Origin of the sequence: Micromonospora sp. MP36, assembly GCF_008119785.1 — a bacterium.
Classification (GTDB): domain Bacteria; phylum Actinomycetota; class Actinomycetes; order Mycobacteriales; family Micromonosporaceae; genus Micromonospora.
Map to the genome: position 1 here is coordinate 1 of NZ_VSFA01000206.1, position 5,182 is coordinate 5,182.

A 5,182-nucleotide genomic window follows, 5' to 3' on the forward strand; every position below is an offset into this window, starting at 1 on the left:
AGCGACGGCAGCATCGTCGTACTCGCCAGCAGGGACCGCCGCGTCGTCTTCGCCGCCCGGGCCGACCTGCCCGCCCCCGGCGCCCCCGCAAGCCACCTGTTCGACCTCGCCGCCAACCTGGTCCCGGTCGTGCGGCGGCAGCAGCCGATCACTCACATCATGCTCATCGGCTACGGCGACCCCGACCACGTCGACCCGGCAGTAGGCAGCGTCGGCGACGCGTTCACCGCTAGCGGCATGACCATCCGGCAACTGCTACGCGTCACCGGCACCCGGGTCTACAACCTCACCTGCGACAACCCCGACTGCTGCCCACCCCAAGGAACCCCGCTCGACCCGACCTCACTCGTCGCCGTGCAAGCCACCGCCGCCGGGCTGGTCGCGCTACCGGACCGGGCCGCCGTTGCCGCCCGGTTCGCACCCGTCGACGGCGCCGCCCGTGACGACATACGCCGCGCAACCCGGGAGGCGATCACCCGCCTGAAAGCGGTGAGCGCCGCCGGCAACACGGGCGTGGACGAGGCCGGCCCGCAAGCGGTCCGCGACGCGCTGCGACAACACGACGGCGGCAGGCGCCTCACCGACGACGAGGTCGCCTGGCTCACCGTGCTCCTGAAGCGGCCATCGGTGCGGGACCTTGCCGCGGACCTCACGCAGCCGCACGACCGGCACGTCACGTTCTGGGCCGACATCACCCGCCGCGCCCATGAACCGCTTGTGCCGGCACCGGCCACCCTGCTCGCGCTCACCGCGTGGCGCTGCGGCGACGGCGCCCTGGCCGCCATGGCAGCGCACCGCGCCCTGCAGGTGGATCCCGCCTACCAGCTCGCCGACCTGCTGCTGCAGTCGCTGCACGCCGGACTCCCGCCATCGGTGTTCGAGCAGGCAATCGCCGGCACCCGAACCAACCCCTCAACACGCTAGCCGGAAACCCTCAACAACAGGAGAACCCAGTGGATCCCACCCGCAGCATGCTGCTCGCCCTCGCCAGGCACGCCGAAGAAGCCCGGCTGCGCTGGAACGCCGAACGCGCCGCCATGCGGGCTCGCGGCGAAACGCCGACCCGCAGCGAGGCATACGCCTACCAAGTCCAGGCGAACCTGTGCCTGATCACCGCGATCGGCGCGGCGGACCTTCCGGCGAACTTCCGCATCTACGACATCACCCTGTCCCGCGACCCGCTTGCCGCGGCCGAGCAGCTGCGTCAGAGCGCCGTCGCCCACGACCACAGCGGTCCGATCGAAGCCGCACACGAGGCAGCACGCCTGGCCTACAAGTCGGCGTTCGCGCAGCCGGTCACCGCACAGGAACAGCAGTACGCCGACTTGCTCGCCAGCCTTCCCGCCGCACGCCGCGACAAGATCGTCGACCTGGCCGAGCAACGCGCCCGCCAGCCCGAGGCATGAGAACCGGTCCTCCGGCGTTCGCGCCGGCCCTCATCAGCCGCCGCCGCGGCATGACCCGTCCGGCGCACCTCATGTCAGCCGGGCTCGGCCGTACACTCCCATGGAAGGAACCGATGAGCATCTACACCCTCACGCCCAAACCCGGCTTCGAGCGCTACACGATCCAGGTCGGCTGGAACCCACACCGCACCTTCTTCGCGACCGTCGTCGACTTCGCCTGGGACCCGGTCACCGACCCCGACAACAAACCCGACACGGTTCGGGTCGGCCTGGTCGAGACGATTCTCGACCCGGCCGAGGTGCTCCTGGCCGTCGAACCCTACGCCGTCATTCCGGGGGACCTGGCCGCCACACTCCGCGCCGACCAAGCCGCGCACCCGGTGCGCCGCTAACACGAACACCCAAGGCCTACCGTCGCCCGACCCAAGGGTCCGCATCGCACCCGCCGGCAGCATTCTCCGATTCACCGGGCCGTCGCCCGGCCGTCTTGCGCGAATCCCGCGCATAAGCCCGCCTCCCTGACCGGCGGCCGCGTACCGGCGAGTCGTACCGGCCCGCCTACCGGCCGGGCGAATCCAGCGCTCGGGCGGTACCCCGCCCGAGCAGGTGCCACCTGGAGCATCGACGGCTCCGCACCGCCGGCGCATCCCCTGATTGAGCCACGCCAACGCTCCCCAGGGAGACAGCCGCTGCCGTGCCGCCAACGAGCGGCACCAACACGAAGAACGGCCCGCCACAAGGCGGGCCGTCGTCGCATTGGGACCCGGGACGCCTCGCCTAGGAAACGTATGCGTCCCGGGTTCTCCACTGAAATGGAGGACTCCAGTGTCCCTGCCACTGATCATGATCGCCACCGCCTCGGTGGCGTTCACCCTCGGCGGCCTCACCATGTGGCCATTCATCCGCCGACTCCGCAACCACCTCACCGACGCCATCTGGCAGCTGGAACACGACCCGGTCACCGGCATGCTCAACCGCGCCGGCCTGATCGCCGCGCACGCCACCCTCGCCGAGGCCGACAACGCCGGGCCCATCATCGTCGCCCTGATCGACCTCGACGACTTCAAACCCGTCAACGACACCCACGGCCACGACAGGGGAGACGAGATCCTCGTCGCGGTCGGCGACCGCATCCGCGACATCGCCGCCCTTCACGGCGGCACCGCCGGGCGGCTCGCCGGCGACGAGTACGCGGCACTGCTGCCCGTCCGCACCCACGACCTGGCCCGCATCGCCGACACCTTCGTCGCCCTGATCTCCCAGCCCGTCGAACTCACCGCGGACGGCAAACCCATCACGGTCACCGTCACCGCCAGCGTCGGCCTGGCACTCGCCGAAGCCACCGACCCGTTCGAAGAGGTAGCCCTACGCCGCGCCGACATCGCCATGTACCACGCGAAACACCATGGCCGGAACCGGCACGCCGTCTACGAGCCGGGCATGGCGATGCCCACCGCCGACAGCCGCCGAGGGCCTCGCCTCCGCGACCGCCAACTGAACGACGAGGCGATGGCATGACGGCCGCACGCGAGGAAATGGCCTGCCAGATCTGCCTGGCCCCACTGAACACCCTCGGTACGCCGCCCACCTACGTGCACCCGATCCAACTCACCACCGACGGACACGAGCCGGCGCCCGTCCCGGTCAGCCAGCTCGACACCGTGCACCGCACCTGCGACTTTTGCGGCGACCCCTACCCGACATGGACGCTCCTGGGCGGCGACGTCGCCGCCATCGCCATCGGTACGGCCGGGGGACTGGTGCAGAACTTCGGTCACGCATGGGCGGCGTGCGCAACGTGCCAGACCTACATCGACGACGGCAGAAACGACAAGGTCATCGAGCGGGCAGTGCAGACGCTCGGCCTCGGGAACCATCCGGAGGCGCGAGAGCGCATCGAGGAACTGCACCTGGCGTTCCTGAACGCCCGGGTCCCAGGCCGCACGCTCATCACGACGACCGCCTGGCCTGCCACCGCCATCACCGCACGGGAGCTGCCGAAGGTGCGCGACCGGCTCGCCCGCTTCTACCGAGGTGCCGACAACCTTCCCACCGCGCTCGCGGACACCAGCGCACGTCAACAGATCGCCGCCGGCCTGGACCGATCACGGCTGTTCTGGATCGACAGCGATTTCACCGACCTGGCCGAGTACGCCGCAGAGAAACTCCCCGACGTCACCATCAGCCGCGACCTCATGCCCTCGACGGACGGACTGCTCGTGTGGTCGCGGCCGGTGACGCGACGGCAGATCACCGCCGCATCCTGGACCACCACTAGCGACGGCTGGCACTTGGTCAACTACCGCACCATCGGCGGGGGACTGGACGGCAAACCACTCCAGCGACTCCGCGAACACGTAGGTTGGCTCGCCCCAATGAGCACTGTCCAGGTCCATGAACAGCACCTGCTGCCCGGTGACCATTCAGTGGCAGCGCTGCTCGCGACATGGCTACTGGTCGTACAGCAGGCCGCCGAAATCACGGCAGCAGACGTCGACAAAGCCGTTCGCAAAACCTATGTCCGCACCAACCGACCTGCGCCCGAGGTGCGGGTCGTCCGCATCCGCGCCAACCGCGGCACCACACCGTCCAGCGCGCGATCGGCACCGGGCGGCTCGGCCCCCTGCCAGACCAGCCGGTTCTGGGTGTCTGGCCACTGGCGTAACCAACCGTACGGACCCGGCAGAACATTGCGCCGCCCCGTCTACATCAACCCGTTCCTCAGAGGCCCAGACGACGCGCCGATCAAACTCAGCACCACCGTGCGCATGCTCAGCAGCCGCAAACCCAGGCTAAAAGATCACGAATAGATGTCGATGATCAGGTGGGGCAGGGACAGTCCCTGTCCCACCGATACGCCCTTCTGCTGTCCCTGCATGAGCAGGGAGCGCTGGCTGCAACCAGCGCGGCGAAGATCCACTGCACCGGCCGCTGCAACTCATGCGGTGGCTGGGTGACCCTACCCACCACTACGTCGGCGAAGGCTTGGTCGTCACGACCGCCGCCGCCGACGTCAGCCCATCACCTGCGTACCGCCCCCGCCAGCCTCACAGTCAGCGCATTCCCTCGCCGACTGGCACAGTCCCCGCGGTTTACGGCGCCAAAGGACCTGCTGGCGGCGATTTGCGGCCGGCTCTGCCCTCGCGTTCGGGCGTTATGTCGGGCTCCACTTGATCCGTCACACATCAGCTTCACTTGACGGGTGACAGCCGGCCGGATCTCTCCTGTTCTTCTGTCACAGTACGTAACCGGCGTGCCGTCCTGTCGCCGGGGTAGCGGTCCTCGACGCCGGTCAAGACGCGCGGTCGGCGGCAGATGAGCCGCCCGTTTGCCCAGGCGTCAACGCGATAATGAGGCCATGACGGGTCCGCCGGCTGCCGACGGTGTTCTGGTGGTGTCGTGTCGCCGAGCCTCCGGTTCGGTTTCAGCCGGCCTTGTCGTCGGTGGATGCATCCATCTTGTGGCGGCCGCCATCTTTGTGGTGATGTGGCACCTGCAACGGGCCACGGCTCCAATGTGTTTCCCCGACGAGGATGGAGTGTTCGTCACGCTGGTGCTGGCACTTGCGGCTGACGCACTCGGCGCCGTCACATGGGGCGTGGCCGCACGACGCCGTCGCCGCTTCATGTGGGGGTTGGTACTCGCCTGGCTCGTCGGGCTCATCGCCGTCGCCACGGGCACCCTCGACATTTTGGCGTTCATCGAGTCACTGGGCATGGGGTGCAGCGACTCTTACCGGACGCCCTGGTGAGCTCGGACCCGGGGAGCGGCACTGT

At 69.0% G+C, this 5,182-nt stretch carries 6 protein-coding genes; all 6 read left to right on the forward strand.

Annotation, left to right across the window (positions count from 1 at the left end):
- Window positions 1-924: DUF4192 domain-containing protein (locus FXF52_RS40260; protein WP_148804891.1), on the forward strand; the 924-nt coding region annotated here is incomplete at its 5' end.
- A 29-nt stretch (window positions 925-953) separates the two neighbouring features.
- Entirely contained in the window at window positions 954-1,406 is a 453-nt protein-coding gene (locus tag FXF52_RS40265; RefSeq protein ID WP_148804892.1) for a hypothetical protein, read from the forward strand.
- A gap of 113 nt (window positions 1,407-1,519) precedes the next feature.
- Window positions 1,520-1,798: a hypothetical protein gene (locus FXF52_RS40270; protein ID WP_148804893.1), complete on the forward strand. Its 279-nt coding sequence runs from the start codon at window positions 1,520-1,522 to the stop codon at window positions 1,796-1,798.
- Window positions 1,799-2,231: 433 nt separating this feature from the next.
- Complete coding sequence (locus tag FXF52_RS40275) at window positions 2,232-2,924, forward strand: GGDEF domain-containing protein (protein WP_148804894.1); 693 nt, start codon at window positions 2,232-2,234, stop codon at window positions 2,922-2,924.
- Window positions 2,921-4,216: a hypothetical protein gene (locus FXF52_RS40280; protein ID WP_148804895.1), complete on the forward strand. Its 1,296-nt coding sequence runs from the start codon at window positions 2,921-2,923 to the stop codon at window positions 4,214-4,216. Before FXF52_RS40275 ends, FXF52_RS40280 begins: the two co-directional genes overlap by 4 nt.
- A 548-nt stretch (window positions 4,217-4,764) precedes the next feature.
- Complete coding sequence (locus FXF52_RS40285; RefSeq protein WP_148804896.1) at window positions 4,765-5,157, forward strand: hypothetical protein; 393 nt, start codon at window positions 4,765-4,767, stop codon at window positions 5,155-5,157.
- The last annotated feature ends 25 nt before the right edge of the window (window positions 5,158-5,182 follow it).